Here is a 24,367-nt window from a genome sequence, read left to right on the forward strand (position 1 = left end):
CAAGTCGGCGCGCCGCGCTTGCCTCCGCTCCCGCCAGCGAGGAGCATGGACCTCTCTGCCCTGCTACGGAGCGACAACGATGCGCAGCGCTTATCGGATCGTCAGCGATCACTATGCGGCCTCCAGCCGTGGGGACCTCGCCGGAATGCTGGCGGACATGGACGAACGCACCGAATGGACGGAAATGGCCGGTTTCCCGCTGGCCGGCACCTATGTCGGCGCGGCCGCCATCGGCGCTGGTGTGTTCCAGGCCTTGCAGCGTGACTGGGAGGGCTTCAGGGTCGAGATCGAGCGCCTGATCGACGGCGGCGACAGCGTGGTCGCCGTCGGTCGATATGCAGCGACCCACCGTCGCAGCGGCAAGTCGTTCGAAGCGCGCGTGGCACACGTATGGACGGTGGAGGACGGCAGGATCCGCCGTTTCGAGCAGTTCTGCGACACCTTGCTGGTGGAGCGGGCGATGCGCTGAACGCAGCGCCCGTGGTGCATGGGCAGGCTATTCGCCGACCGGCGCTTCCAGTTGCGCCCAGAGCGACGGACCACCTGCCGACTTCTCGATCACCGCCAGCCGCGCCGCATGCGCAGCCAGCTCTTCGGCGTTGGCGCGCAGCACCGGGGTGGCGACCCGCGCCGGATCGAGCCGACGGATCGGGCTGACCATCGGCCGGCCGCTGCCGTCGCCTTCCGCACCGCTGCCGGCCAGCGACAGGCTGGTCTGGCCGCCGGTCATCGCCAGGTAGACGTCGGCGAGGATCTCGGCGTCGAGCAACGCGCCGTGCAGGTCGCGACCGGAGTTGTCCACGCCGTAGCGCTTGCACAACGCATCGAGGTTGTTGCGCTGGCCCGGATGGCGCTCGCGGGCCATCAGCAGGGTATCCAGCACCGAGCAGTACTCGGTCACGTCCGAGCGGTCCTGCTGGCCCAGCAGGGCGAACTCGTTGTTGATGAAGCCGATATCGAACGCCGCGTTATGGATGATCAGCTGGGCGCCGCGGATGAACTCGAAGAAATCGTTGGCGACCTCGCGGAAGCGCGGCTTGTCCTTCAGGTATTCGTTGGTGATGCCGTGGACGGCGATCGCCCCTTCGTCGACCTCGCGATCGGGTTGCAGGTAGACGTGGAAGTGGCGACCGGTCAGGCGGCGCCCCTCCAGCTCGACACAGCCGATCTCGATGATCCGGTGACCATCGGTCACCGGCATGCCGGTGGTTTCGGTATCCAGTACGACGCTACGCATCTATAGAGCCTTTCTCTGTTTCGCTGCAGCCATGGCTGCTGAACGCTGGTTTCGGTATGGCCGCTCAGCGCGGCAATTCGGCGACGCCACGGTTGGCCAACTGGTCGGCCCGCTCGTTGCCGGGGTCGCCGGTATGCCCGCGAACCCACTGCCACTCCACCTGGTGCCGGGCGACCTGCTCATCCAGGGCCTGCCAGAGGTCGGCATTCTTGACCGGCTGCTTGCTGGCGGTCTTCCAGCCGCGCTTCTTCCAGTTCGGCAACCATTCGGTGATGCCGCGCATCACGTATTCCGAGTCCGTGATCAGACGGATCGGACAGGAACGCTTGAGTGCCGCCAGCGCCTGGATCGCCGCCATCAGCTCCATGCGGTTGTTGGTGGTGTCCGGCTCGCCGCCCCAAAGCTCTCGCTCGGCACCCTTGTAGAGGAGCAACGCCCCCCAGCCGCCGCGCCCGGGGTTGCCCTTGCAGGCGCCGTCGGTATAGATCACTACCTGTTCTTTATCTGTCATGCCTAAATTTCGGAATCTCGCCGGCTGACTTTCGCCACCGGCATGGGCACCAGCTGACCGCGCGGTTCGCGCTTGCTCTGGCGCAACGGGCGCAACCCCACGACCAGCTTGCGTGCCACCAATAGATAGAAGCCGGCGCCCGAAGACTGCCAGGCGTCGCCCCAGCGCTCCAGGCGAGCCAGGCGCGATTGCCAGGCTGCCGACGCAAGCGGCGGACGATAGCACCCGAAGCGCCGTTTCTCCAGCGCGAAGCCCAGCAGGTTGAGCCAGTCGCAGGCCCGCGACGGAGGAATGCAGCGGGCCTGGCGCAAGGCATCCCCGGCGAAATAATGACGGATGCCCCACAGGCTCCATGGGTTGATGCCGATCAGCAGCAGGTGGCCGCCCGGACGAACGGTACGCGCGGCTTCGCGCAGGAGACGGTGAGGCGACAGGCAGAAATCCAGGCCGTGTTGCAGCAGGACCACGTCCGCGGCATGTTCGCTGAGCGGCCAGGCGCCCTCTTCGCAGGCGATGTCCACGCCCGGCAGCGGCGGCCCCAGGCGCACGCCGCGCTGAATCTGCCCGGTGCTCGGCGGCAGTTCGGCATGCGGCCCGTAGTGCACCAGGTAGCCACCGAAGTAACGGGTCAGCTCGTCGCACAACAGGCGTCGCTCCTCGGCCAGCATCAGGCTGCCCAGCGGCCCCTGGAACCAGTCGCGCGCCCGGTTGATCGATGCCAGCCACTCGGCATCGGTCTGGGCGAAGGCTTGCGGTTCGTTCATGCGTACCTCCAGCGTCTTCCCCTTCGCGGCGGCGGACGCCGGCACGACGGGAAAATAAGCAATACTATGCGCCAATGACTTCTGCTTAGCGACATCGGCCCATGATACAGATCGACGCCCTGCCCGCCTTCAACGACAACTACATCTGGCTGTTGCAAGATGCGACAAGCCGTCGCTGCGCGGTGGTCGACCCCGGCGATGCCAAGCCGGTGGAAGCCTGGCTGGCCGCCCATCCCGACTGGCGGTTGAGCGATATCCTGGTGACCCACCACCATCACGACCACGTCGGCGGCGTCGCGGCCCTGAAGGAACTGACCGGCGCGCGGGTTCTCGGCCCGGCCAACGAGAAGATCCCGGCCCGCGACCTGGCGCTGGAAGACGGCGAACGGGTCGAGGTGCTCGGCCTGGTCTTCGAGATCTTCCACGTGCCCGGCCATACCCTCGGCCATATCGCCTACTACCACCCGGCGGAGACGCCGCTGCTGTTCTGCGGCGACACCCTGTTCGCCGCCGGCTGCGGCCGTCTCTTCGAAGGCACCCCGGCGCAGATGCACCATTCCCTGGCGCGACTGGCCGCGCTGCCGGCCAACACCCGGGTCTACTGCACCCACGAGTACACGCTGAGCAACCTGCGCTTCGCGCTGGCGGTGGAGCCCGACAACGCGGCGCTGCGGGAACGCTTCGAGGAAGCGACCCGGTTGCGCGAACGGGATCGCATCACCCTGCCGTCGGAAATCTCGCTGGAATTGTCGACCAATCCATTTCTTCGCGTTTCGGAAAATTCTGTTAAGAAAAAAGCCGACCAGCGGAGCGGCCAGCAAAACCGCACCCCGGAGGAGGTTTTCGCCGTCCTGAGGGCCTGGAAGGACCAGTTCTGAAGGTTGGCGAAATCTTGACCACTCTTGAGGTCATTTCTAGAATCGGCTGAATTTTTGCCCGGAACAGCACTCAGCCGATGCCGCCACAGACACGTAAAACCCCCGATCTAGACGCCCTGGCTCGCGCCGTTCGGGTGTCCATCCTGCTCATCGCCGGTGCGCTCGCCGGCTGCCAGGGCAGCGGCCAGATCAAGGGGGAGGCCCAGGCCAAAGCAGCACGTCCCGGCGCCCGAGCCGTCGACGTCCAGTTCAATCCCTCCTGGCTGCATGCCCAGCCCGGCCAGAACGCCGCCTACAACGACATCTGGGACCGCATGCGCGACGGTTTCCAGCTCCAGGATGCGATCAGCACCAACCCGCGCATCGAACGCCAGCGCCTCTGGTTCCTCAGCAACCAGTCGTTCCTCGAACAATCGAGCGCGCGCGGCAGCCTCTACATGCACTACGTGGTCGAGCGCCTGGAAGAACGCAACATGCCGCTCGAACTGGCGCTGCTGCCGGTCATCGAAAGCGCCTACAACCCCTTCGCCCTGTCGCGCAGCAACGCCGCCGGCCTCTGGCAGTTCATTCCCGCCACCGGCCAGCATTTCAACCTGCGCCAGACCAATTTCTACGACGGTCGCCGCGACATCACCGCCTCGACCAACGCCGCCCTGACCTATCTCGAGCGCCTGCACGACATGTTCAACGGCGACTGGATGCTCGCCCTGGCGGCCTACAACGCCGGCGAAGGCACTGTCAGCCGTGCCATCGAACGCAACGAGAAACTGGGCCTGCCGACCGACTACTGGAACCTGCCGCTGCCGCAGGAAACCCAGGACTACGTACCCAAGCTGCTCGCCCTCTCGCAGATCGTCATGGCGCCGGATTCCTACGGCATCAGCCTGAACCCGATCAACAACGAGCCCTACTTCCAGGCCGTCCGGGTCAAGCGCGGGATCGACCTGTCCAGCGTCGCCGCGCTGGCGAACCTGGACGAAGACGAGCTGTACCAGCTGAACCCGGCCTACAAGCGCCGCGTGACCATGGACGGCCCCCAGCAACTGTTGGTGCCGATGGAGAAAGCGGCGTTCCTGAGCGCCTCGCTGGACACCCTCAAGCCGAAGGAAGTCACCGCCTGGCAGCAATACCGGGTGCGTAACGGCGACAGCCTGCACAGCATCGCCAACCGCTATCGGATCACCGTAGCGGAGCTCAAGAGCGCCAACCGCCTGTCCAGCAACCACCTGCGCAAGGGCCAGCAACTGAGCATCCCCGGGCAGATCGCCGGCGGCGCCGTCAAGCCGGTCTACCAGCAACTCGCCCGACAGGCTTCCACCCCGGCCAGGACCCGCTCCTATAAGGTCAAGAACGGCGACAGCCTGTGGCAGATCGCCCGCAACAACGGCGTCGACGTCAACGACCTGAAACGCTGGAACGGCCTGGACAAGCACGCCCTGAAGGTAGGCCAGACCCTCAAGCTGCAAGGCGGCACCCAGGCCCTGGCGGCCCGCAAGGGAAACGCCGCCGGCAAGCGCGACAGCGCCACCTACTACAAGGTCAAGCAAGGCGACTCGATGTACCTGATCGCCAAGCGCTTCAATGTCGAAATGAAGCACCTGCAGCGCTGGAACCCGCGCAGCAAGCAGGCGCTCAAGCCCGGCCAGACCCTGACCCTGTACCTGGACACCGCGAGCCGCTGACAGCCCATTGCAGGCCGTCCCGAAACGCCACGCCCGCTCCTGCCGGCGTGGCGTTTTCGCAAGCGCGGCCAGAACCCCGGACCCTAGGCCGGCCAGGCCCGCGCTCCCTCTTTTTTCCTGTGCGGGCAAGGTGTTACTGTTGCCTGACGATTCGTTGTCAAAAATAGCCAAGGACCCGGACACACGCCTGATGCGTCGCCTCTCCTTCCTGATCCTCGGCCTGGCCGTGAGCCTGCCCAGCTTCGCCGCGATTACCCAGAGCCATGGTTATGCCCAATTCGGCACGCTCAAGTATCCGGCCAATTTCCAGCACTTCGACTGGACCAATCCCGACGCCCCCAAAGGCGGTACCTTGCGCCTGATGGCCTCGGGCAGCTTCGACACGCTCAACCCCTACACCCTGAAAGGCACCAGCCCGATCGGCACCGGCGATTTCCTCCAGTACGGAGTCAACGAGCTGAACGAACCATTGATGGTGGGCACCGGCCTGTACGACCCGTCCGGCGACGAACCAGCCTCCAGCTATGGCCTGATCGCGAAGAGCGTGGAATACGCGGAAAACCGCAGCTGGGTGGTATTCAACCTGCGGCCGGAAGCACGCTTCCACGACGGCAGGCCGATCACCGCCAGCGACGTGGCCTTTTCCTATCGCACCCTGGTCAAGCAGGGGCACCCGATGTACCGCACCTACCTGCAGGAGGTGAAGCGGGTCGATATCCTCACCCCCCACCGGGTGCGCTTCGTCCTGCGGCGCTCCGGCAACCCGCTGCTGATCCTGCGCCTGGGCGAGCTTCCGGTGCTGCCACAGCATTACTGGAAGGATCGCGACTTCCGCGCCACCACCTTCACCGCGCCGCTGGGCAGCGGCCCCTACCGCATCGTCGAGGTCGATCCCGGGCGCCGCCTGGTGTTCGAACGCGTGAAGGGCTGGTGGGGCGAAAAACTGCCGGTGAACCGCGGCAAATACAACTTCGACCGGGTCGTGGTGGACTTCTACCGGGACAACGGCGTCGCCTTCGAAGCCTTCAAGGCCGGCGAGTTCGACTTCTACATCGAGCACCAGGCGAAGAACTGGCTGAACAACTATCGCTTCCCCGCGGTTCTGCGCGGCGATGTGATCCGCACGGAAATCCCGCACCAGATCCCCAGCCAGACCCAGGCGTTGTTCATGAACACCCGTCGCGCCGTGTTCAAGGAGCGCGCGCTACGCCAGGCGCTGGGCGAGATGTTCGACTTCGAATGGACCAACCGCGCCCTCTTCAGCAATTCCTACCTGCGCTCACGCAGCTACTACCCGAACAGCGAATTCGCCGCCAGCGGCGTCCCGGAGGGCCAGGAATGGCTGTACCTGTCGCCGTACCGCAAGCAGTTGCCGGCGCAGTTGTTCAAACAGCCGTTCAGCCTGCCGACCACCGAGGGGCGCGGCATTCCCCGTGAAACCCTCAGGCATGCACTCGGTCTACTGGCCGACGCCGGCTGGAAGCTGTCCGGCGACCGACTGCTGAATAAAAAGGGCGAACCGCTGCGCTTCGAAATCCTGCTGGTCAATCCGAGCCTGGAGCGTATTCTCCAGCCCTATCGCGAAAACCTCGCCAGCATCGGCATCGACGCGCGCCTGCGCACCGTCGACCGCGCTCAATACAAGCAGCGCCTGGACCAGTTCGACTACGACATGATCCTCATGACCCTGCCGCAGACCCTCAGTCCCGGCCTGGAACAGTGGCAGTACTTCCACTCCAGCCAGGTGAAGGTCAAGGGCAGCAAGAATTACGCGGGCATCGCCAACCCGGTGGTCGACGCCATGCTCAACCGCCTGCTCGGCGCCCACAGCCGCGACGAACAGGTCGCCGCCGCGCGCGCCCTGGACCGGACCTTGCTCTGGCAGTACTACAGCATTCCCAACTGGTACCTCAATTCGCACCGTCTGGCGTACCGCAACCGCTTCGCCTTCGTCGCCACCCCGCCCTACACCCTGGGCCTGCGCGCGTGGTGGCAGAAAAACCTGGAGACGTCCCGATGATCCGTCCCCGCTTCACCCCTCTGCTGGCAGCCCTGCTGCTCGGCTGCTGCGGCCCGCTCCTCGCCGCCCCGAAACATGCACTGACGCTCTACGATGAGCCTCCGAAGTATCCCGCCGATTTCAAGCATTTCGACTACGTGAATCCGGATGCGCCGAAAGGCGGTATCCTCCGCCAGGCCGACTTCGGCGGCTTCGACAGCCTCAACCCGTTCATCGGCAAGGGCGTCTCGGCCCCTTCGCTGGGCCTGATCTACGACACCCTGGCCTTCCAGTCGCAGGACGAGCCGTTCACCGAATACGGCCTGCTCGCGGAGAAGATCGAGAAGGCACCGGACAACAGCTACGTGCGCTTCTACCTGCGCCCCCAGGCCCGTTTCAGCGATGGCACGCCGGTCACCGCCGAAGACGTGGTGTTCACCTTCGAGACGCTGGTGAGCAAGGGCGACCCGATGTACCGCAACTACTATGCGGACGTCGACAAGGTGGTCGCCGAGGACAAGCTTCGCGTGCGCTTCGACTTCAAGCACGCCGGCAACCGCGAACTGCCGCTGATCCTCGGCCAGATCGCGATCCTGCCGAAACACTGGTGGGCCGACCGCGACTTTTCCAAGACCGGCATGGAAATCCCGGTAGGCAGTGGCCCCTACCGCATCGCCAAGGTCGATCCGGGACGCTCCATCAGCTACGAGCGAGTCAAGGACTGGTGGGCCAAGGACCTTCCGGTCTCCCGCGGACTCTATAACTTCGACACCATCACCATCGACTCCTATCGCGACATGTCGGTCGCCCTGGAAGCCTTCAAGGCCGGCCAGTACGACGTCAACCTCGAATATTCGGCGAAGGACTGGGCCACCGGCTACGAGTCGCCGGCATTGCGCGACGGGCGTTTCATCAAGGCCAGCATCCACAACCACAACCCGGTGGGGATGCAGGGCTTCGCCTTCAATATCCGCCGCCCGGTGTTCCAGGACCGCCGGGTACGCCAGGCGATCAGCCTGCTGTTCGACTTCGAATGGTCGAACAAGCAGCTGTTCTTCAGCTCCTACAAGCGCACCAACAGCTATTTCGAGAACTCGGAGATGGCCGCCCACCAGTTGCCCAGCGAAGCCGAGCTGAAAATCCTCGAACCGCTGCGCGGCAAGATTCCCGACGAGGCCTTCGACCAGGTCTTCCAGAATCCGGTCAACGACGGCAGTGGGGTGATCCGCGAGCAGCGACGCAAGGCCTACCAGTTGCTCACCGAGGCCGGCTACAGGATCGAGAACAACCGCATGGTAGGTCCCGACGGCCAGCCACTGAGCTTCGAGTTCATGCTGTTCCAGGCCAACATGGAACGGGTCATCCTGCCGTTCAAGCGCAACCTGGCCGAACTTGGCATCGACATGCAGATCCGTCGCGTCGACGTCTCGCAGTTCGTCAACCGCCTGCGCTCGCGGGATTTCGACATGACCTCGGCGACCTGGCCGCAATCCAACTCGCCAGGCAACGAACAGCGAGAGTTCTGGCATTCCAGCAGCGCCGACAAGGCCGGCAGCCGCAACTTCATCGGCCTCAAGGACCCGGCCATCGACAGCCTGGTGGAAAGCCTGATCCAGTCCGACTCGCGGCAAAGCCTGATCGACCATACCCGCGCCCTCGACCGCGTACTGTCGTGGGGCTACTACGTGGTTCCCAACTACTACGTCGATACCTGGCGGGTCGCCTACTGGAACCGTTTCGGCCGGCCGAAGGTGACGCCGCTCTACGACTGGGGCCTGATGACCTGGTGGCAGACCAGCGACAAGGCGGTGCCGAGCAAGGCGCAAGCCGAAGCCGCGCAAGACGCCGAGCCGGAACGGGAGTAACGCCGCATGCTCTCCTACATCCTGCGGCGCCTGCTGCTGATCGTCCCTACCCTGTTCGGCATCCTGCTGATCAACTTCATCATCATCCAGGCCGCTCCCGGCGGTCCGGTGGAGCAGATGATCGCCAAGCTGGAAGGCTTCGACGCCGCTTCCGGCGGCGCCACCGGGCGCATCTCCGGCGGCGGCGGCGAAGTCGCCGTGGCCGGCTCGCAGTACCGCGGCGCGCAAGGCCTGGACCCGGAGCTGGTGAAAGAGATCGAGCGCATGTACGGCTTCGACAAGTCGGCCCCCGAGCGCTTCATGATCATGCTGAAGAACTACCTGCACCTGGACTTCGGGCAGAGCTTCTTCCGCGACGCCAAGGTCACCGACCTGATCGTCGAGAAATTGCCGGTGTCGATCTCGCTCGGGCTCTGGAGCACGCTGATCATGTACCTGGTGTCGATCCCGCTGGGGATCGCCAAGGCGGTCCGCCACGGCAGCGTCTTCGACATCTGGACCAGTTCGGCGATCATCGTCGGCTACGCCATTCCCGCCTTCCTCTTCGCCATCCTCCTGGTGGTGCTGTTCGCCGGCGGCAGCTACTGGGACTGGTTCCCCCTGCGCGGCCTGACCTCGAACAACTTCGACCAGCTCAGCCTCGGCGGCAAGGTGCTCGACTATTTCTGGCACCTGGCCTTGCCGGTAACCGCCCTGGTGATCGGCAACTTCGCCACCATCACGCTGCTGACCAAGAACAGCTTCCTCGACGAGATCGGCAAGCAATACGTGGTCACTGCCCGCGCCAAGGGCCTGACCGAACGCCGCGTGCTCTACGGGCACGTATTCCGCAACGCCATGCTACTGGTGATCGCCGGTCTGCCGGCTGCGCTGCTGGGGATCTTCTTCACCGGTTCGCTGTTGATCGAGGTGATCTTCTCCCTCGACGGCCTCGGCCTGCTCAGCTTCGAAGCGGCGATGAACCGCGACTACCCGGTGGTCTTCGGCACGCTGTTCATCTTCACCCTGTTCGGGCTGGTCATGAAGCTGATCAGCGATATCGTCTACACCCTGGTCGATCCGCGCATCGACTTCGAGAACCGGGAGTAATCCGATGCGCCTGTCTCCCATCAACCAGCGCCGCTGGGCCCGCTTCAAGAGCAACAAGCGTGGCTGGTGGTCGCTCTGGCTGTTCCTCATCCTGTTCGTCGGCAGCCTCGGCGCCGAACTGATCGCCAACGACAAACCGCTGGTCGTGCATTACGACGGCGGCTGGTACTTCCCGGTCTTCAAACGCTACCCGGAAACCACCTTCGGCGGCGAATTCCCCCTGGAAGCCAACTACAAGAGCCCCTACATCAGCCAACTGATCGCCGAGAAGGACGGCTGGGTGCTTTGGCCGCCGATCCCCTACAGCTACGACACCATCAACTACGAGCTGAAGGTTCCCGCCCCCGCCCCGCCGTCGGCGGAAAACTGGCTGGGCACCGACGACCAGGCCCGCGACGTGCTCGCCCGGGTGATCTACGGCTTCCGCGTGTCGATCCTCTTCGCCCTGACCCTGACCGTGCTCAGTTCTCTGATCGGCGTCACCGTCGGCGCCCTGCAAGGCTACTACGGCGGCTGGGTCGACCTGCTCGGCCAGCGTTTCCTGGAAGTCTGGTCGGGGCTGCCGGTGCTCTACCTGCTGATCATCCTGGCCAGCTTCGTCCAGCCGAACTTCTGGTGGCTGCTGGGCATCATGCTGCTGTTTTCCTGGATGAGCCTGGTGGACGTGGTCCGCGCCGAGTTCCTCCGCGGGCGCAACCTGGAATACGTCCGCGCCGCCCGGGCCCTCGGCATGCGCAACAGCGCCATCATGTTCCGTCACATCCTGCCGAACGCGATGATCTCGACCCTGACCTTCATGCCGTTCATCCTCACCGGCGCCATCGGCACCCTCACCTCCCTGGACTTCCTCGGCTTCGGCCTGCCGCCCGGCGCGCCGTCGCTGGGCGAGCTGGTCGCCCAGGGCAAGTCCAACCTCCAGGCGCCCTGGCTGGGCATTTCCGCCTTCGTGGTGCTGGCGGTCATGCTGAGCCTGCTGGTGTTCATCGGCGAAGCCGCCCGCGACGCTTTCGACCCGAGGAAATGAGATGAGCGAGAACATTCTGGAAATCCGCGACCTCGCCGTCGAGTTCCTCTCCGGCGAGCAACGCCAGCGGGTGGTCGAAGGCGTCAGCTTCGACATCCGCCAGGGCGAGACCCTGGCCCTGGTCGGCGAAAGCGGCTCGGGCAAGTCGGTGACCGCCCACTCGATCCTGCGCCTGCTGCCCTACTCCGTCGCCAGCCACCCAGCAGGCAGCATCCACTACCAGGGCGAGGATCTGCTCAAGCTCCCGGAACGGCGCCTGCGCGGGATCCGCGGCAACCGCATCGCCATGGTCTTCCAGGAACCCATGACCTCGCTCAATCCGCTGCATACCATCGAGAAGCAGCTCGCCGAGGTCCTCGCCCTGCACAAGGGCCTGGGTGGCGCCAAGGCCAGCGCGAGAATTCTCGAACTGCTCGAGCTGGTCGGCATCCCCGAGCCAGCCAAGCGCCTGAAAGCCTATCCACACGAACTCTCCGGTGGCCAGCGGCAGCGGGTGATGATCGCCATGGCCCTGGCCTGCGAGCCGCAACTGCTGATCGCCGACGAACCGACCACCGCGCTCGACGTCACCGTCCAGTTGAAGATCCTCGATCTGCTCAAGGACCTGCAGGCACGCCTGGGCATGTCCCTGCTGCTGATCACCCACGACCTCAACCTGGTCCGGCGCATCGCCCACCGCGTCTGCGTCATGCAACAAGGGCGGATCGTCGAGCAGGCTTCCTGCCAGGAACTCTTCGCAGCCCCGCGACACCCCTATACCCGCGAGCTGCTCAACGCCGAGCCCAGCGGTGCGCCGGCGAGCAACCCGCCCGGTGAAACCCTGTTGGCGGTGGACGACCTGCGGGTCTGGTTCCCGATCCGCAAAGGCGTGTTCCGCCGCACCGTGGACCACGTCAAGGCGGTCGACGGGGTCAATTTCGAACTACCCCGCGGGCAGACGCTGGGCATCGTTGGCGAAAGCGGCTCGGGCAAGTCGACCCTTGGCCTGGCAATCCTGCGGCTGCTGGAAAGCCAGGGCGGCATCCGCTTCGAAGGCACCCGGCTGGACGGTCTCGCGCAACATGACGTGCGCCCGCTGCGCCGCGAGATGCAGGTGGTGTTCCAGGACCCGTATGGCAGCCTCAGCCCACGCATGTGTGTCGGCGAGATCGTCGGCGAAGGCCTGCGCATCCATAGGATCGGCAGCGAGGCCGAACAGGAGCAGGCGATCATCGACGCGCTGGTGGAGGTCGGGCTCGATCCGCAGACCCGCTACCGTTACCCCCACGAATTCTCCGGCGGCCAGCGCCAGCGCATCGCCATCGCCCGGGCACTGGTGCTGAAACCGGCACTGATCCTGCTCGACGAACCGACCTCGGCGCTCGACCGCACCGTGCAGCGCCAGGTCGTGGAATTGCTGCGGCAACTGCAGGGCAAGTACAACCTCACCTACCTGTTCATCAGCCACGACCTGGCGGTGGTCAAGGCGCTCAGCCACCAGTTGATGGTGGTTCGACATGGCAAGGTGGTGGAACAGGGCAGCGCCGAAGCGGTTTTCGCCTCGCCGCAACATCCCTATACGCAGCAATTGCTGGAGGCCGCCTTCATGGCCCCGGCAAGCGCGGAAAACTGAGTAGCAGACAAGGAACGGACCATGGGATTTCTCACAGGAAAACGCGCCCTGATCGTCGGAGTCGCCAGCAAGCTCTCCATCGCTTCCGGCATCGCCGCCGCCATGCACCGGGAAGGCGCCGAACTGGCCTTCACCTACCAGAACGACAAGCTCAGGGGCCGGGTGGAGGAGTTCGCCAGTGGCTGGGGCTCGCGGCCGGAGCTGTGCTTCCCCTGTGACGTGGCCGACGACAGCCAGATCGAAGCGGTGTTCGCCGCCCTGGGCAAGCACTGGGACGGCCTGGACATCATCGTCCACTCCGTCGGATTCGCTCCAGGCGATCAGCTCGACGGCGACTTCACCGCGGTGACCACCCGCGAGGGCTTCCGCATCGCCCACGACATCAGCGCCTACAGCTTCATCGCCCTGGCCAAGGCCGGACGGGAAATGATGAAGGGCCGCAACGGCAGCCTGCTGACCCTCTCCTACCTGGGCGCCGAACGGACCATGCCGAACTACAACGTAATGGGCATGGCCAAGGCCAGCCTGGAGGCCGGGGTCCGCTACCTGGCCGGCAGCCTGGGCGCGGAAGGCACCCGGGTCAATGCGGTTTCCGCCGGGCCGATCCGAACGCTCGCCGCCTCCGGAATCAAGAGCTTCCGCAAGATGCTGGCCGCCAACGAGCGGCAGACGCCGCTGCGGCGCAACGTCACCATCGAGGAAGTCGGCAATGCCGGCGCCTTCCTCTGTTCGGACCTGGCCAGCGGTATCAGTGGCGAGATCCTCTACGTCGATGGCGGCTTCAACACTACCGCCATGGGCCCGCTGGACGACGACTGATCACCCCGCCCATGAAAAATGGCCGCTTCGAGCGGCCTTTTTCATGGGTGGAATAAAGAAAAGGCCGCGTAAGCGGCCTTTTCTTTGCATCTCGGTCTCAGTATTTCTCGACTTCCGCCTTGTCCTGCAACTGACGGCGGAAGGCGGCGAAGTCTGCCTGTCCGCTGCGCGAAGCCAGGAAGCGGCGGTACATGGCCTTCTCGTCGTCGGAGATAGCCTTCTCCGGCTCACTGACGCCATTCAGGCGGATCACCACGTAATCGCCATTGGCCAGGGTCACGCCAGAGAGCGAAGGCTTGTCCTTGGCCTCCGGACGCTGCATGCGGAACACCGCCTGGAGCAGTTTCGGATCGACGCCTTCCTGGCCGCGGGAGGCCGCCTCGACCACTTTCCACGACTCACCCGCTGCGGAAGAGGTACGGCCTTCACGCAGCTCTGCGATCAGGGCCTCGCCACGCTTCTGCGCCTCCTCGGCGGCCTTTTCGGCGGCCAGGCGCTCGCGGATGTTCGCCGCGACCTGCTCCAGCGGTTGCTCCTTCGGCTTGTTGTGTTCCTTGACCCGCAGCACCACCACGGTGTCCGGATCCAGCTCGATGGCGCCACTGTTGGCCGCTTCTTCCAGCACCTCGGCGCTGAACGCGGTCTGCACGATCTGGCGGTTGGCAGCGATGCCGTCGCCCCCCGAACGTCCGAACGGCTGGCTGGTCTGGACCTTCAGGCCCATTTCCTGCGCCGGCTGGCTCAGGTCGGCGGCTTCGTAGGCGGAGCTTTCCAGATCCTTGGTAGCCTCGACGAAACGCTGCTCGACCATCTGCTTCTTCAGTTCGTCCTCGAGCTTCGGCTTGAGGCTTTCCAGGCTCGGTACTTCCGGTGCCTGCACGCCCAGCAGCTTGATCAGGTGGTAGCCGTACGGAGTCTTCACCGGGGCGGATACCTCACCTTGCTTCAGCGCATACAGCGCCTCCTCGAACGCGGGGTCGTACACGCCGCGACCGGCGTAGCCCAGGTCACCGCCGGTGGCGGCCGAGCCGATATCCTGGGAGAACTCCTTGGCCAGCGCGGCGAAATCCTCGCCCTTGGCCAGGCGAGCCTTGATCTCGTCGATCTTCGCCTTGGCCTGCTCGTCGCCGACCTTGTCGTTCACCTCGATCAGGATGTGGGCGGCATCGCGCTGCTCGGAGAGGTTGGCGATTTCCTTCTGGTACAACGCCTCGAGGTCTTCCTGCTTCACCTTGACCTGGTCAAAGAAGGAGGACTTCTTCAGTTCCACGTATTCGACGACCACCTGCTCGGGAGTCATGAACTCGCTCTTGTGGCCTTCGTAGAAGGCCTTCACCTCGTCCTCGCTCACGCTGCTCTTGGACGCGTCGGCCTTGATCGCCAGGGTAGCGAAGTCGCGGGTCTGCTTCTCGAGGCGAGCGAAGGACTGCAATTCGTTGTCGGTGACGAAACCGGTGCCCGCCAGGCCGGCGCGAAGCTGGCCGATGAGCATTTCCTGGCCGAGCATCTGGCGGAACTGCATGCGGCTGTAGTTCATCTGGCGGATGACCTGGTCGAAGCGATCCGCGTTGAACTTGCCGTCGACCTGGAACTCGGGAGTTTGCAGGATCAACTGGTCCAGCGCCTGGTCGGAGAAAGCGAACTTGTCGTCCTTGGCGGCCTGGAGCAGCAGGGTACGCTCGATCAGCCCCTTCAGGGCCGCTTCCTTGAGCAGCTTGTCATCCAGCATGGACGGATCGAAATCCTTGCCCAGGCGTTGCAGCAGCTGGCGACGCTGCATGTCCACGGCCTGTTGGACTTCATTGAGACTGATATCGTCGCCGTTGACCTTGGCGGCCACGTTGGAGTGGTCGGTGGCCCGGATGATCGCGTCGAAGCCGGTCAGCGACAGGAGAACGATGATCACGCCAATGATGGTCTTGGCGATCCAGCCCTGGGAATTATCCCTGATGTTCTGCAGCATGCAGCCCCCAAAAACTGCCACGACCAGCCGTCTTGGGCGGCGCGGCGTGGGTAAGAGATGCGGATATAAGAAAGGCGCATCCGAGGATGCGCCTTCTCGTAACTGGCGGAGCGGACGGGACTCGAACCCGCGACCCCCGGCGTGACAGGCCGGTATTCTAACCGACTGAACTACCGCTCCGCAGCCAGGCCAGCCTTGGCTGACCTGGGTAGAACGAGTCCAAAAAGACGCTTAGTTGACAGCATCCTTCAGGGCTTTACCGGCTTTGAAGCCCGGGATCTTGGCAGCGGCGATCTTGATCGGCTTGCCAGTTTGCGGGTTGCGACCGGTGCGAGCAGCGCGCTCTTTGACAGCGAAGGTGCCGAAACCAACCAGCACGACGGAGTCACCAGCCTTCAGGGCGCCAGTGACGGACTCGATCACTGCGTCCAGTGCGCGACCGGCAACAGCTTTCGGGATATCAGCAGATGCGGCAATTGCATCGATCAGTTCCGACTTGTTCACTCTAAGTCCCCTTATTTCTGTTGAGTATGTTTCTATGTGTTAGGTGTAAGGAAATTCTGTGCTGGTAGGCCAACTGACTCAGCAAGTGCCGCTTTATAACAAGGGCCCAAAAACAGTGTCAAGAATACCTACCGACTAATGCGTGCTAATTCGCTCCTTGGAATCAGGCTCGCGTTTTTCATCCTTTGCAACCATCTCCGGAGCCGCATCGGGCAAGGGCTCCGGGGCGTATTGCAGCGCAATTTGCAGGACTTCGTCAATCCATTTAACCGGTTTAATAACCAGATCACTCTTAATATTGTCCGGAATTTCCTTCAGGTCGCGAACATTTTCCTCGGGAATGATCACCGTCTTGATCCCGCCGCGGTGCGCCGCCAAAAGTTTTTCTTTCAGCCCGCCGATCGCCAGCACCTGCCCACGCAGGGTGATCTCCCCGGTCATTGCCACGTCGGCGCGCACCGGGATCTGCGTGATCGCCGAAACCAGCGCCGTGCACATGCCGATGCCTGCGCTCGGGCCATCCTTCGGCGTAGCGCCTTCCGGAACGTGGATATGGATGTCGCGTTTCTCGTGGAAGTCCGCCGCGATTCCTAGGCTCTGGGCGCGGCTGCGCACCACGGTCAACGCCGCGGTGATCGACTCCGCCATCACGTCGCCCAGCGATCCGGTCTTGGTCAACTGGCCCTTGCCCGGTACCACGGCCGCCTCGATGGTGAGCAGCTCGCCGCCGACCTGGGTCCAGGCCAGCCCGGTCACCTGGCCGATCTGGTCCTGCTGTTCGGCGAGGCCATAACGGAACTTGCGCACGCCGAGGTAGTTCTCCAGCGTCTCGCTGGACACCACCGCCTGGATACGCTTGAGCTTGGCATGCTCCTTCACCGCCTTGCGGCAGACCTTGGCGATCTGCCGCTCAAGGCTGCGCACCCCGGCTTCGCGGGTGTAGTAACGAATGATGTCGCGCAGGGCGCCTTCCTCGAAGGTCAGCTCGCCCTTCTTCAGGCCGTTGGCCTGGACCTGCTTCGGAATCAGGTACTTGGAGGCGATGTTGACCTTCTCGTCCTCGGTGTAGCCCGGCAGGCGGATGACTTCCATCCGATCCAGCAGGGGCGCCGGGATGTTCATCGAGTTCGCGGTGCAGAGGAACATCACGTCGGACAGGTCGTAGTCGACTTCCAGGTAGTGATCGTTGAAGTTGTGGTTCTGCTCCGGGTCGAGCACCTCGAGCAGCGCCGAGGCGGGATCCCCGCGCATGTCGCTGCCCATCTTGTCGATTTCGTCGAGGAGGAACAGCGGGTTGCGCACGCCGACCTTGGTCATCTTCTGGATCAGGCGGCCCGGCATGGAGCCGATATAGGTACGACGGTGACCGCGGATCTCGGCCTCGTCACGCACGCCGCCGAGCGCCATGCGCACGAACTTGCGATTGGTGGCGCGAGCGATGGATTCGGCCAGGGAGGTCTTGCCCACGCCGGGCGGCCCCACCAGGCAAAGGACCGGGCCCTTGAGCTTCTTCACCCGCTTTTGCACGGCGAGATACTCGAGAATGCGCTCCTTGACCTCTTCCAGGCCGTAATGGTCGGCATCGAGGATGTCTTCCGCCTTGGCGAGATCATGGCGCACCTTGCTCTCGGCCTTCCACGGCACGTTCAGCAGCCAGTCTATGTAGGAACGCACCACGGTGGCTTCCGCCGACATCGGCGACATCTGCTTGAGCTTGTTCAGCTCGGCAGTGGCCTTGGTGTGCGCCTCCTTGGTCAAGCCAGCGGCGTCGATGCGCTTCTTCAGCTCCTCGACTTCGTTGTGCCCTTCGTCGATATCGCCGAGTTCCTTCTGAATGGCCTTCATCTGCTCATTCAGGTAGTACTCGCGCTGGCTGCGCTCCATCTGCTTCTTGACCCGGCCGCGGATGCGCTTTTCCACCTGCAGCAGGTCGATCTCGGCATCCAGCAGCGCCAGGACATGCTCGACCCGCGACGACAGGTCGGTGATCTCCAGGATGTCCTGCTTCTGCTCGATCTTCAGCGCCATGTGCGCGGCCATGGTATCGACCAGCCTGCTCGGCTCGTCGATGCTGTTCAGCGAGGAAAGCACCTCGGCGGGGACTTTCTTGCCCAACTGGACGTATTGCTCGAACTGGCTCAGCAGGCTGCGAGTGAAGACCTCAGCCTCGCGCTCGCCGACATTGGCGTCATCGATGGCCTGGACCGCGGCACGAATGTGCCCTTCTTCCTCGATGAAGCGCTCGACCTGGCCGCGCTGCTCGCCTTCGACCAGCACCTTGACGGTGCCATCCGGCAGCTTGAGCAACTGCAGCACGGTAGCGACCGTACCCATGCGGTACAGGCCATCTTCGCCCGGATCGTCGTCCGCGGGGTTTTTCTGCGCCAGCAGGAGGATTTGCTTGTCGCCGGTCATCGCTGCCTCCAGGGCCTCGATGGACTTTTCCCGACCGACGAACAACGGGATGACCATGTGCGGGTACACCACCACGTCACGTAGCGGCAGCAAGGGCAATTCGACGAGTGTTTTCATAATGTCGGCTCTACAGCGGCACTTGGCCACGAAACAGATAGGAAGACCTTTCAGCCTAAGATGGGGTTAGGCCCGGGAAAAAACAAGCGTGCCAGTCGGAAAAGAAAAGGGGCCCGAAGGCCCCTGCTCTTTCATGCCTCAGGCGCAGCCTTGGCTGGCTTTTCGCTGTTCTCGTAGATCATCAGGGGTTGCGACGAGCCATCGATGACACTCTCATCGATGACCACCTTGCTGACATCCTGCTGGGAGGGAATCTCGTACATGGTATCGAGAAGGATACCTTCGAGAATTGAACGCAAGCCACGTGCACCGGTCTTGCGTTCGAGCGCCTTGCGGGCAACCGCCTTGAGTGCGTCCGGACGGAATTCGAGATCGACGCCTTCCATCTCGAACAGCTTGGCGTACTGCTTGGTGAGAGCGTTCTTCGGCTCGGTCAGGATCTGCATGAGCGCAGCCTCGTCGAGCTCATCAAGAGTCGCGATCACCGGCAAACGCCCTACAAATTCGGGAATAAGACCGAACTTGACGAGATCTTCCGGCTCAACTTCCTTGAACGCCTCGCCGACCTTCTTGCCCATCTCCTGACTGCGTACTTCGGCATTGAAACCAATGCCGCCGCGCGCGGAACGGTTCTGGATGACCCGCTCCAGACCGGCGAAAGCGCCGCCGCAGATGAACAGGATGTTGCGCGTATCGACCTGCAGGAACTCCTGCTGCGGATGCTTGCGACCGCCCTGCGGCGGTACCGAGGCAACGGTGCCCTCGATGAGCTTCAGCAGGGCCTGCTGCACACCCTCGCCGGAAACGTCGCGAGTGATGGAGGGGTTGTCCGATTTCCGGGAAATCTTGTCGATCTCGTCGATGTAGACGATGCCCATCTGGGCCTTCTCCACATCGTAATCGCACTTCTGCAAGAGTTTCTGGATGATGTTCTCGACATCCTCGCCCACGTAGCCCGCTTCCGTCAGCGTGGTCGCATCGGCGATGGTGAACGGCACGTTCAGCAGACGTGCGAGGGTCTCGGCCAGCAGGGTCTTGCCCGAGCCGGTTGGGCCGATCATCAGAATGTTGCTCTTGCCGAGCTCGATATCGTCCTTCTTGTCACGCTGGTTGAGGCGCTTGTAGTGGTTGTATACCGCTACCGCCAGAACCTTCTTGGCCCGCTCCTGCCCGATCACGTACTGATCGAGGATGGTGCGGATCTCTTTCGGCGCCGGAAGTTTGTGCCCACTACTTTCCGCCTGCGCTTCCTGCACCTCCTCGCGGATGATGTCATTGCACAGGTCGACACACTCGTCGCAGATAAAGACCGAGGGGCCGGCAATCAACTTGCGCACTTCGTGCTGGCTCTTGCCGCAGAAGGAGCAATACAGCAGCTTGCCGTTGTCCTCGCCGTTGCGGGTATCAGTCATTCGATCGATCCAATGGGTAGCTTCAAACACAAGATGAAGGCAATTGTGGGCATTTTCAAGCCCACGAGGCGGCCGAATGTCTCGACCGCCAGTATTGCGGAGCCTTAGACGGCCAGGTCGCGCTGGGTCATGACCTTGTCGATCAGGCCATACTTGACGGCTTCGTCACCGCTCATGAAGCGGTCACGATCGGTATCGCGGGCAATGACGTCCAGGGGCTGGCCGGTGTGGTGCGCCAGGATCTGGTTCAGACGCTCCTTGATGAAGAGGATTTCCTTGGCATGGATCTCGATATCCGAGGCCTGGCCCTGGAAACCGCCCAGCGGCTGGTGGATCATCATCCGCGAATGCGGCAGGCAGTAGCGCTTGCCGGCGGCACCGCCCGCAAGCAGCAGGGCACCCATGCTGCACGCCTGACCGATACAGGTGGTCGAGACGTTGGGCTTGATGAACTGCATGGTGTCGTAGATGGACATCCCGGCAGTCACCGAGCCACCCGGCGAGTTGATGTAGAGATGAATGTCCTTCTCGGGATTTTCAGCCTCCAGGAACAGCAACTGGGCAACCACCAGGTTGGCCATGTAGTCCTCGACCTGGCCGACCAGGAAGATGATCCGCTCCTTCAGCAGGCGCGAATAGATGTCGTAGGCGCGCTCGCCGCGGGCGGACTGCTCCACCACCATGGGCACCAGGCCACCGGCGGCCTGGATATCGGGAACGTGCGGAATAAAAGAGTTGCGAGACATGTCTTGCGATCACTCCCTAACAGATAGTGAAGCCTCAAAGACGCACAAGCCAGCACTAAGGCTGGCTTGTGGGATTCGAACGAGAGGAACGAATCAGGCCGCTTGCGGAGCTTCGGCCGGCTTGACCGCTTCTTCGTAGGATACCTGCTTATCGGTCACAGTGGCCTTTTGCAGGACAGTATCTACGACTTGTTCTTCCAGTACAACAGAACGGACTTCGTTCAGCTGGGGCTCGTTCTTGAAGTACCAGGCGACGACCTGCTCGGGCTCCTGGTAGGCCGAGGCCATTTCCTCGATCATTTCGCGAACGCGACCTTCGTCGGCCTTCAGCTCGTGCTGCTTGACCACTTCGGCGACGATCAGGCCCAGCACCACACGGCGCTTGGCCTGCTCCTCGAACAGCTCGGCCGGCAGTTGGTCAGGCTTGATGTTGCCACCGAACTGCTGGACGGCCTGCACGCGCAGACGGTTCACTTCGTTGCCGATCAGGGCCTTGGGCACTTCGATCGGGTTGGCCTGCAGCAGACCTTCCATGACCTGGTTCTTGACCTTGGACTTGATCGCCTGGCGCAGCTCGCGCTCCATGTTCTTCTGCACTTCGGCGCGGAAGCCATCGAGACCGGTTTCCTTCACGCCGAACAGAGCGAAGAACTCTTCGTTCAGTTCCGGCAGCTTGGGCTCGGCAACGCTATTGACGGTAACGGTGAACTCGGCAGCCTTGTTGGCCAGGTCCAGGTTCTGGTAGTCCTCGGGGAAGGTCAGGTTGAGCACGCGCTCTTCACCGGCCTTCGCCCCCACCAGCCCTTCTTCGAAGCCGGCGATCATGCGACCGGAGCCCAGTACCAGCAGGGTGCCCTTGGCGGAACCGCCGGCGAAGGCTTCGCCGTCGATCTTACCGACGAAGTCGATGTTCAACTGGTCATCGTTCTGGGCGGCACGCTCGACCACTTCGAAACGGGTGTTCTGCTTGCGCAGGACATCGAGCATGTTGTCGACATCAGCATCGGAAACTTCGGCCTGCAGGCGCTCGACCTTGATGTCTTCCAGGCCGGAAACGGTAAATTCCGGGAAGACTTCGAAGGTTGCGATGTATTCCAGGTCCTTGCCTTTCTCGAAGGACTTGGGCTCTACCGACGGCGAACCGGCCGGATTCAGCTTCTGCTCGACCACGGCTTCGTAGAAGGTTTCCTGGATCAGATCGCCCATGGCTTCCTGGCGCGCGGAAGCTTCGTAGCGCTGACGAATGACACTCATCGGCACCTTGCCGGGGCGGAAACCTGGAATCTTGGCACGACGGGCGGTCTGCTGCAGACGCTTGTTGACTTCGGTCTCGATACGCTCGGCAGGCACACCAACGGTCATGCGGCGCTCAAGAGCGGAAGTGCTTTCAACAGAAACTTGCATGGATATTCCTCGTTGCACAGACGTAAGCCGGTCCTTCCGGCTCCCAGAATCAAGGGCATGCATTCTAGTAGAGGGAAAAGCAGAAGTCACCCCGCCAGGGTGCAGGCGGATCCCCGGGGTGTTTCCGGCCGCTTCCGCCGATCGCAGCCCGGTCTCGAACGAGTCGCTGGAGCTTCGCCGGAAGCGGGTGCATATAATGCCAGCCGATTCCGCTCCGACCGATGAAACCCTATGGACTGCCCTACCCTCAGCAAGGTATTGCTCGTCGAAGACGACCAGAAGCTCGCCCGCCTGATTGCCAGCTTCCTTTCCCAGCATGGTTTCGAAGTGCGCCAGGTGCATCGCGGTGATGCCGCGTTCGCCGCTTTCCTCGACTTCAAGCCGCAAGTGGTGGTTCTCGACCTCATGCTCCCCGGACAGAATGGTCTGCAGGTGTGCCGGGAGATCCGCCGGGTCGCGAACCTGCCGATCCTCATACTCACCGCCCAGGAGGACGATCTCGATCACATCCTCGGCCTGGAGTCCGGCGCCGACGACTACGTGATCAAGCCGATCGAGCCACCGGTGCTGCTCGCCCGCCTGCGCGCCCTGATGCGCCGGCACGCGCCCCTTCCCGCCTCCCCGGAAAGCCTGACATTCGGCAAGCTGAACATCGACCGACGGCGGCGCGAAGCGGAACTCGAAGGCCGCGGCATAGAACTGACCACGATGGAGTTCGAGCTGCTCTGGCTGCTGGCCAACCAGGCAGGGGAAATACTTTCCCGCGACGAGATCCTCAACCAGATCCGCGGCATCGGCTTCGACGGCCTGAACCGCAGCGTCGACGTCTGCATCAGCAAGCTGCGCAATAAACTGAAGGACAATCCGCGCGAGCCGGTCCGGATCAAGACCGTCTGGGGCAAGGGCTACCTGTTCAACCCGCTGGGCTGGGAACTCTGAATGCTGCGCCTGTTCCTGCGCCTCTACCTGCTGCTGGCCCTGGGGTTCGCCGCCGCGATCTTCGTGGTCGACCATGTCATCGACGCGTTCTACGACAGCATCGTCGAGAACTATCACCGCGACGCCGTTCGCGGCCAGGCCTATTCGCTGGTGGAAAAGCTGGCCCCGCTGGACCAGGCCGGACGCCAGCGACAGCTCGAAGACTGGCGCCCCCACTACGGGCTCGAGCTGAGCCTGACGGATGCCAGGCAGGCGAAGCTGACGCAGGAAGAGCAGGCTCTCCTCGACAAGAACCTGCTGGTGGTACGCGAGGACTTCACGGAATTCATCAGCCGCATCGACGCGGGTCCGCAGTTGCTCGACATCAAGCTGCCGCCGGAACCCTCGCTGACCCCACTGTTCACCGTGCTGGCCTACATCCTGCTCGGCGTGCTGGTCGGCATCGCCCTGCTGGTATGGGTCCGCCCGCACTGGCGCGACCTCGAGACCCTGCGCCTGGCCGCGCAACGCTTCGGCGACGGCGACCTGTCATCGCGCACGCGCATTTTCCGACGCTCCGATATCCGCACCCTGGCCCAACACTTCAACCAGATGGCCGACCGCATCGAAAGCCTGATCAGCAACCAGCGCGAACTGACCAACGCGGTATCCCACGAATTGCGCACGCCGATCTCCCGCCTGTCCTTCGAACTCGAGCAATTGAACAAGCAGGTCGACGCCGAAGTACGCCACGACCTGATAGAGGACATGCGCGCCGACCTCGGTGAACTGGAGGAAATGGTATCCGAACTGCTGACCTACGCCCGCCTGGAGCACGGCAACGTCGGGAGCCACCGGGAAATCGTCGACGCCGCGAGCTGGCTGGATAGCGTCGTCGCCGACGTCGCCCTGGAAGCCGAAGCCGCCGGAGTCACCTGCGAGATCAGCGCCTGCCAGGTCGAACAGATCCGCATCGAGCCTCGCTTCATGGCGCGCGCCGTGATCAACCTGCTGCGCAACGCCATCCGCCACGCACACTCGCGCGTCGAAATCGCCCTCCTCGATCAAGGCGACAGCTGTCAGATACGGGTCAACGACGACGGCCCCGGGATACCGGCGGATGCCCGGCAGAAGATTTTCGAACCCTTTTCGCGCCTGGACGACAGCCGCGATCGCAGCACCGGCGGCTTCGGCCTGGGCCTGGCGATCGTCCGCCGGGTCGCGCAATGGCACGGCGGCTATGCGGAAGCGCTGGAAACGCCGCAGGGAGGCGCCTCCTTCCGCCTGACCTGGGAGCGACCCCGTTGACAGCGGAGGCTTAACAATCTTTCACAGATTGCTGACAAAGCCGTAAGGATTGCCAGCCAGGCCCGCCCTAGCATGGGACACCTCGCCTTTCCGCCAGGTA

The 24,367-nt window shown here is 63.4% G+C and carries 20 protein-coding genes and 1 tRNA gene; 11 read left to right on the forward strand and 10 right to left on the reverse strand.

All coding sequences use genetic code 11. The annotated features are described in order from the left end of the window. Positions 1 to 79 precede the first annotated feature (79 nt). On the forward strand, positions 80 to 469 hold the full coding sequence (locus tag AC4OR5_RS15820) for a nuclear transport factor 2 family protein (protein ID WP_023435700.1): 390 nt from the start codon (positions 80 to 82) through the stop codon (positions 467 to 469). A 27-nt stretch (positions 470 to 496) separates the two neighbouring features. Here AC4OR5_RS15820 and dnaQ read toward each other — a convergent pair whose 3' ends face one another. From dnaQ to AC4OR5_RS15835, 3 genes are all read right to left on the reverse strand, one after another. Then, positions 497 to 1,237: a DNA polymerase III subunit epsilon gene (gene dnaQ / locus AC4OR5_RS15825; protein WP_003087958.1), complete on the reverse strand. Its 741-nt coding sequence runs from the start codon at positions 1,235 to 1,237 to the stop codon at positions 497 to 499. A 64-nt stretch (positions 1,238 to 1,301) separates the two neighbouring features. After that, positions 1,302 to 1,748, reverse strand: coding sequence for a ribonuclease HI (gene rnhA / locus AC4OR5_RS15830; protein WP_003087954.1), 447 nt, complete (start codon positions 1,746 to 1,748; stop codon positions 1,302 to 1,304). Positions 1,749 to 1,750: 2 nt separating this feature from the next. Beyond that, positions 1,751 to 2,512: a methyltransferase domain-containing protein gene (locus AC4OR5_RS15835; RefSeq protein WP_003087952.1), complete on the reverse strand. Its 762-nt coding sequence runs from the start codon at positions 2,510 to 2,512 to the stop codon at positions 1,751 to 1,753. A 101-nt stretch (positions 2,513 to 2,613) separates the two neighbouring features. Here AC4OR5_RS15835 and gloB point away from each other — a divergent pair, with 101 nt between their 5' ends. The 8 genes from gloB (at position 2,614) to fabI (ending at position 13,480) form a co-directional block, all read left to right on the forward strand. Next, on the forward strand, positions 2,614 to 3,390 hold the full coding sequence (gene gloB, locus AC4OR5_RS15840) for a hydroxyacylglutathione hydrolase (RefSeq protein WP_003087949.1): 777 nt from the start codon (positions 2,614 to 2,616) through the stop codon (positions 3,388 to 3,390). A 77-nt stretch (positions 3,391 to 3,467) separates the two neighbouring features. Further along, positions 3,468 to 5,072: a LysM peptidoglycan-binding domain-containing protein gene (locus tag AC4OR5_RS15845; protein WP_058160654.1), complete on the forward strand. Its 1,605-nt coding sequence runs from the start codon at positions 3,468 to 3,470 to the stop codon at positions 5,070 to 5,072. Between the two features lie 190 nt (positions 5,073 to 5,262). Then, complete coding sequence (locus AC4OR5_RS15850; RefSeq protein ID WP_003113590.1) at positions 5,263 to 7,092, forward strand: extracellular solute-binding protein; 1,830 nt, start codon at positions 5,263 to 5,265, stop codon at positions 7,090 to 7,092. Beyond that, on the forward strand, positions 7,089 to 8,936 hold the full coding sequence (locus AC4OR5_RS15855) for an extracellular solute-binding protein (protein WP_023106648.1): 1,848 nt from the start codon (positions 7,089 to 7,091) through the stop codon (positions 8,934 to 8,936). The genes AC4OR5_RS15850 and AC4OR5_RS15855 overlap by 4 nt, the downstream gene beginning before the upstream one ends. Before the next feature lie 6 nt (positions 8,937 to 8,942). Next, positions 8,943 to 10,025: a microcin C ABC transporter permease YejB gene (locus tag AC4OR5_RS15860; protein ID WP_003087943.1), complete on the forward strand. Its 1,083-nt coding sequence runs from the start codon at positions 8,943 to 8,945 to the stop codon at positions 10,023 to 10,025. A 4-nt stretch (positions 10,026 to 10,029) separates the two neighbouring features. Continuing rightward, positions 10,030 to 11,049, forward strand: a complete 1,020-nt coding sequence (locus AC4OR5_RS15865; RefSeq protein ID WP_003087942.1) for an ABC transporter permease — start codon at positions 10,030 to 10,032, stop codon at positions 11,047 to 11,049. Between the two features lies 1 nt (position 11,050). Then, positions 11,051 to 12,661 carry an ABC transporter ATP-binding protein gene (locus tag AC4OR5_RS15870; protein WP_003087940.1) on the forward strand — a complete coding sequence of 537 codons (1,611 nt, stop codon included), beginning with the start codon at positions 11,051 to 11,053 and terminating at the stop codon, positions 12,659 to 12,661. A gap of 21 nt (positions 12,662 to 12,682) precedes the next feature. Beyond that, positions 12,683 to 13,480 (forward strand): enoyl-ACP reductase FabI, encoded by a 798-nt coding sequence (gene fabI, locus AC4OR5_RS15875; protein ID WP_003087936.1) that lies wholly within the window; start codon positions 12,683 to 12,685, stop codon positions 13,478 to 13,480. 97 nt (positions 13,481 to 13,577) lie between these two features. Here fabI and AC4OR5_RS15880 read toward each other — a convergent pair whose 3' ends face one another. The 7 genes from AC4OR5_RS15880 to tig all read right to left on the reverse strand — a co-directional run bounded on the left by AC4OR5_RS15880 (position 13,578) and on the right by tig (position 22,041). Further along, entirely contained in the window at positions 13,578 to 15,443 is a 1,866-nt protein-coding gene (locus AC4OR5_RS15880; RefSeq protein ID WP_058160656.1) for a SurA N-terminal domain-containing protein, read from the reverse strand. A 103-nt stretch (positions 15,444 to 15,546) separates the two neighbouring features. Beyond that, a tRNA-Asp gene (locus AC4OR5_RS15885) sits at positions 15,547 to 15,623 on the reverse strand. 51 nt (positions 15,624 to 15,674) lie between these two features. Continuing rightward, positions 15,675 to 15,947, reverse strand: a complete 273-nt coding sequence (gene hupB, locus AC4OR5_RS15890; RefSeq protein WP_003087931.1) for a nucleoid-associated protein HU-beta — start codon at positions 15,945 to 15,947, stop codon at positions 15,675 to 15,677. 135 nt (positions 15,948 to 16,082) lie between these two features. After that, positions 16,083 to 18,479, reverse strand: coding sequence for an endopeptidase La (gene lon / locus AC4OR5_RS15895; protein ID WP_003124759.1), 2,397 nt, complete (start codon positions 18,477 to 18,479; stop codon positions 16,083 to 16,085). 131 nt (positions 18,480 to 18,610) lie between these two features. Then, a complete protein-coding gene (gene clpX, locus AC4OR5_RS15900) occupies positions 18,611 to 19,891 on the reverse strand; it encodes an ATP-dependent Clp protease ATP-binding subunit ClpX (protein ID WP_003087924.1) in 1,281 nt (426 codons plus the stop codon). 104 nt (positions 19,892 to 19,995) lie between these two features. Next, positions 19,996 to 20,637, reverse strand: a complete 642-nt coding sequence (gene clpP, locus AC4OR5_RS15905; protein ID WP_003098129.1) for an ATP-dependent Clp endopeptidase proteolytic subunit ClpP — start codon at positions 20,635 to 20,637, stop codon at positions 19,996 to 19,998. A 93-nt stretch (positions 20,638 to 20,730) separates the two neighbouring features. Next, entirely contained in the window at positions 20,731 to 22,041 is a 1,311-nt protein-coding gene (tig, locus tag AC4OR5_RS15910; protein WP_003087920.1) for a trigger factor, read from the reverse strand. 231 nt (positions 22,042 to 22,272) lie between these two features. Between tig and parR the strand changes: the two genes are divergently transcribed. Continuing rightward, positions 22,273 to 22,980 carry a response regulator transcription factor ParR gene (gene parR / locus AC4OR5_RS15915; RefSeq protein ID WP_003087915.1) on the forward strand — a complete coding sequence of 236 codons (708 nt, stop codon included), beginning with the start codon at positions 22,273 to 22,275 and terminating at the stop codon, positions 22,978 to 22,980. Then, positions 22,981 to 24,267: a sensor histidine kinase ParS gene (gene parS, locus AC4OR5_RS15920; protein WP_003087912.1), complete on the forward strand. Its 1,287-nt coding sequence runs from the start codon at positions 22,981 to 22,983 to the stop codon at positions 24,265 to 24,267. Positions 24,268 to 24,367 lie beyond the last annotated feature (100 nt).

The organism is Pseudomonas sp. YA1, assembly GCF_058680555.1.

Bases quoted from the DNA above. Each gene is read 5' to 3' on its own strand.
- AC4OR5_RS15820 (WP_023435700.1), top strand. From the start codon at position 80: ATGCGCAGCGCTTATCGGATCGTCAGCGATCACTATGCGGCCTCCAGC.
- dnaQ (WP_003087958.1), bottom strand. From the start codon at position 1,237: ATGCGTAGCGTCGTACTGGATACCGAAACCACCGGCATGCCGGTGACC.
- rnhA (WP_003087954.1), bottom strand. From the start codon at position 1,748: ATGACAGATAAAGAACAGGTAGTGATCTATACCGACGGCGCCTGCAAG.
- AC4OR5_RS15835 (WP_003087952.1), bottom strand. From the start codon at position 2,512: ATGAACGAACCGCAAGCCTTCGCCCAGACCGATGCCGAGTGGCTGGCA.
- gloB (WP_003087949.1), top strand. From the start codon at position 2,614: ATGATACAGATCGACGCCCTGCCCGCCTTCAACGACAACTACATCTGG.
- AC4OR5_RS15845 (WP_058160654.1), top strand. From the start codon at position 3,468: ATGCCGCCACAGACACGTAAAACCCCCGATCTAGACGCCCTGGCTCGC.
- AC4OR5_RS15850 (WP_003113590.1), top strand. From the start codon at position 5,263: ATGCGTCGCCTCTCCTTCCTGATCCTCGGCCTGGCCGTGAGCCTGCCC.
- AC4OR5_RS15855 (WP_023106648.1), top strand. From the start codon at position 7,089: ATGATCCGTCCCCGCTTCACCCCTCTGCTGGCAGCCCTGCTGCTCGGC.
- AC4OR5_RS15860 (WP_003087943.1), top strand. From the start codon at position 8,943: ATGCTCTCCTACATCCTGCGGCGCCTGCTGCTGATCGTCCCTACCCTG.
- AC4OR5_RS15865 (WP_003087942.1), top strand. From the start codon at position 10,030: ATGCGCCTGTCTCCCATCAACCAGCGCCGCTGGGCCCGCTTCAAGAGC.
- AC4OR5_RS15870 (WP_003087940.1), top strand. From the start codon at position 11,051: ATGAGCGAGAACATTCTGGAAATCCGCGACCTCGCCGTCGAGTTCCTC.
- fabI (WP_003087936.1), top strand. From the start codon at position 12,683: ATGGGATTTCTCACAGGAAAACGCGCCCTGATCGTCGGAGTCGCCAGC.
- AC4OR5_RS15880 (WP_058160656.1), bottom strand. From the start codon at position 15,443: ATGCTGCAGAACATCAGGGATAATTCCCAGGGCTGGATCGCCAAGACC.
- lon (WP_003124759.1), bottom strand. From the start codon at position 18,479: ATGAAAACACTCGTCGAATTGCCCTTGCTGCCGCTACGTGACGTGGTG.
- clpX (WP_003087924.1), bottom strand. From the start codon at position 19,891: ATGACTGATACCCGCAACGGCGAGGACAACGGCAAGCTGCTGTATTGC.
- clpP (WP_003098129.1), bottom strand. From the start codon at position 20,637: ATGTCTCGCAACTCTTTTATTCCGCACGTTCCCGATATCCAGGCCGCC.
- tig (WP_003087920.1), bottom strand. From the start codon at position 22,041: ATGCAAGTTTCTGTTGAAAGCACTTCCGCTCTTGAGCGCCGCATGACC.
- parR (WP_003087915.1), top strand. From the start codon at position 22,273: ATGGACTGCCCTACCCTCAGCAAGGTATTGCTCGTCGAAGACGACCAG.
- parS (WP_003087912.1), top strand. From the start codon at position 22,981: ATGCTGCGCCTGTTCCTGCGCCTCTACCTGCTGCTGGCCCTGGGGTTC.